The sequence below is a fragment of the Blautia sp. DFI.1.216 genome, from assembly GCF_020594215.1.
GTDB classification, from domain to species: Bacteria; Bacillota; Clostridia; order Lachnospirales; family Lachnospiraceae; genus Blautia_A; species Blautia_A wexlerae.
In genome coordinates this window covers 1-2,540 of the sequence record NZ_JAJDML010000112.1, presented here as the reverse complement: position 1 = coordinate 2,540, position 2,540 = coordinate 1, and the positions used below count along the sequence as shown (strand labels likewise).

The following is a 2,540-nucleotide window of genomic DNA, read 5'->3' as shown; positions in this document are numbered from 1 at the left end:
AAAAAATGGAAGTAACGCCCCTTTTATGGTCATTATATCTTGATTATGATGAAGCCAAAAACATTGACCAGTGGCTTGAAGTGAGGGAGTAAAACTTTTTTCTGCGATATAGAAAAATCTTCCCATAATTAGATACAGCCTACTGGGACTATTCGATACTCGGAAGGGCGTTACGCCCACACCAGGGAGATGCGGTGAGTCCGCGCCGGGGACTTAATGATATCGGCGACATTTTAGACATTCGGAAGGATGTCACGGCTGACAGCCAGCATAAAACCGCTTTTTAAGACTATGAGCACTGGATAACAAAAAAAGTTGTCCGGTGCTGTTTTTTATATTATAGTGATGAATGGGAAAAGATAGATGGGAAAACAACAGGATAGAGAGAAAATCGTGCAGAAAATTAAAGTAGCTGCCGATCTGTACAGGAAGCTACCCTTCTGTAAAATACCGGAAGAGCTGAAAAAATTGAGGCTTTATAAAATATACATGCTATAATAGGATCAACTGAATGATTCGTAAAGGAGACGAAAAGTTATGAACAGTATTTTTCACAGAATCAGTGTAAGAAAATATGAAGACAAACCAGTAGAAAAGGAAAAAATCATGGAAATCCTGAAGGCGGGAATGCAGGCGCCAAGTGCATGTAACCAGCAGCCTTGGGAATTTTATGTGGTAACAGACAAAGAAAAAATCCAGAAATTGTCCAAAGTAACACCATACACCGGCTGTGCAGCAGGGGCACCTGCAGTGATCGTACCAGTCTATCATACAGAAGGACTTGTTGCACCATCTTTCGCACAGATTGACATGTCCATTGCTCAAGAGAATATCTGGCTGGAAACAGATACTCTTGGTCTGGGCGGAGTATGGTTTGGCATTGTTCCGATAGAAGAACACATGGAAGAAGTTCACAGACTTCTGGGTCTTCCGGAAAATGTAAAAGTTTTTTCTATGTTTGCACTGGGTTATCCGGCAGAGACAAGACCGCAGCAGGACCGGTTTGATCCAGAAAGAATTCACTTCATCGAAGAATAAAGAACTGACAGAGACATGACTGTTTGAAATTATTTACAAATAAAGAAGGAAAAATAGATGGAATTATTTGACGTTATAGACAGCAAAGGTAATCCTGCCGGACAGATTGTATCAAGGGAAAAAGCCCATGCAGAAGGAATTCCCCACAGAACAGCTCACATATGGATTATTCGGAAAAAAGAGGGCAAAGTGCAGATTCTTTTACAGAAACGCTCACAAAACAAGGATTCTTTTCCGGGAAAATTTGATACTTCCTCGGCAGGACACATCCAGGCAGGAGACGAACCACTGGAATCTGCACTTCGGGAACTGAAAGAAGAACTGGGAATCAGCGCAACACCGGAACAGTTGCACTTTGCCGGAACCTTCCCCATATCTTTCACAAAAGAATTTCATGGAAAAATGTTTCGGGATGAAGAAATTGCTTTTGTCTACATCTATCAGGAGCCTGTGAATACAGCGGAACTTGTTCTTCAGACAGAAGAAGTAGAGGAAGTTCAGTGGTTTGATCTGGAAGAAGTATATGAACAGTGTGGAAAACGCAGGGAGATATTCTGTGTGCCCGAAGGGGGCCTGGGAGTGGTGCGGAGTTATCTGAAAAGCATTGAAAAGAATTAGGCTGAAAGGAAAACGCCCTGGAGCACGTTTATTACTCATAATGAAAGTGGAACAAAGTAGAGTGCAATAATTTGATAATATTGTAGTGGGTATACATATGAAATTATTTATGAATAAGAATGAGAAATATGAAGAGCCTGAGGTTCACATGTTTTTTCATAAACAAACGAAAGAAGTAGAGCAGGTTGAGAAGTTTGTAAGATCTCTTTCTATTACCGTTCCGGTTCAATATGAGGATGAAATCTATAAATTATATCCGTTGGTCTGGATTCCAGAGCTACTATGAATCTGGATGCTACCATAAAAAGCACTAATGTTAGAGTAGGAGAAATTTATTATGAAAAATGAATTGATTTTGTTTGAAACGGCAGATAAGGAGATAAAACTTAATGTGTCTGTTAAAGATAGCACTGTATGGCTTAACAGAAATCAGTTAGCTGAGTTATTTGAAAGAGACGTGAAGACGATTGGTAAACATATTAATAATGCATTGAAAGAAGAGTTGGATAATTCAGTTGTCGCAAAATTTGCGACAACTGCTTTAGACGGTAAAATTTACCAGGTAGAGCATTATAATCTGGATATGATTATTTCTGTTGGATATAGGGTAAAATCTAATCGAGGGGTGGAATTTCGTAAATGGGCGAACAAAGTCCTTAAACAATATATTATCCAGGGATATGCAATTAATGAAAAGAGATTGGAGGCATTGCAGCGTACAGTAAGTATACAAACTAAAATGTTGGCATCAACCCTGGAAGTGATTACTTCTATGATTACTTTTGATCATCCGAGATAAAACGAAAACGCCCGAAACCCAGTAAATACACAATGTCATTAACTTAAAAGCAGAAGATATTTATTCCTAAAAGGATTAGATATCT

5 protein-coding genes are annotated in these 2,540 nt (G+C 39.1%); all 5 read left to right on the top strand.

The genetic code is table 11. From position 1 onward, the window contains the following. Window positions 1-363: 363 nt before the first annotated feature. The 5 genes from LJE11_RS19870 (at window position 364) to LJE11_RS18815 (ending at window position 2,455) form a co-directional block, all read left to right on the top strand. Window positions 364-498: a hypothetical protein gene (locus LJE11_RS19870; protein ID WP_255656390.1), complete on the top strand. Its 135-nt coding sequence runs from the start codon at window positions 364-366 to the stop codon at window positions 496-498. Between the two features lie 39 nt (window positions 499-537). Then, window positions 538-1,038, top strand: a complete 501-nt coding sequence (locus LJE11_RS18830) for a nitroreductase family protein (RefSeq protein WP_227296385.1) — start codon at window positions 538-540, stop codon at window positions 1,036-1,038. A 57-nt stretch (window positions 1,039-1,095) separates the two neighbouring features. After that, entirely contained in the window at window positions 1,096-1,656 is a 561-nt protein-coding gene (locus tag LJE11_RS18825) for an NUDIX hydrolase (RefSeq protein WP_055153833.1), read from the top strand. A gap of 97 nt (window positions 1,657-1,753) precedes the next feature. Further along, window positions 1,754-1,942 carry a hypothetical protein gene (locus tag LJE11_RS18820; protein ID WP_055153835.1) on the top strand — a complete coding sequence of 63 codons (189 nt, stop codon included), beginning with the start codon at window positions 1,754-1,756 and terminating at the stop codon, window positions 1,940-1,942. A gap of 51 nt (window positions 1,943-1,993) precedes the next feature. Then, complete coding sequence (locus LJE11_RS18815; protein ID WP_201927497.1) at window positions 1,994-2,455, top strand: virulence RhuM family protein; 462 nt, start codon at window positions 1,994-1,996, stop codon at window positions 2,453-2,455. Window positions 2,456-2,540: the final 85 nt, after the last annotated feature.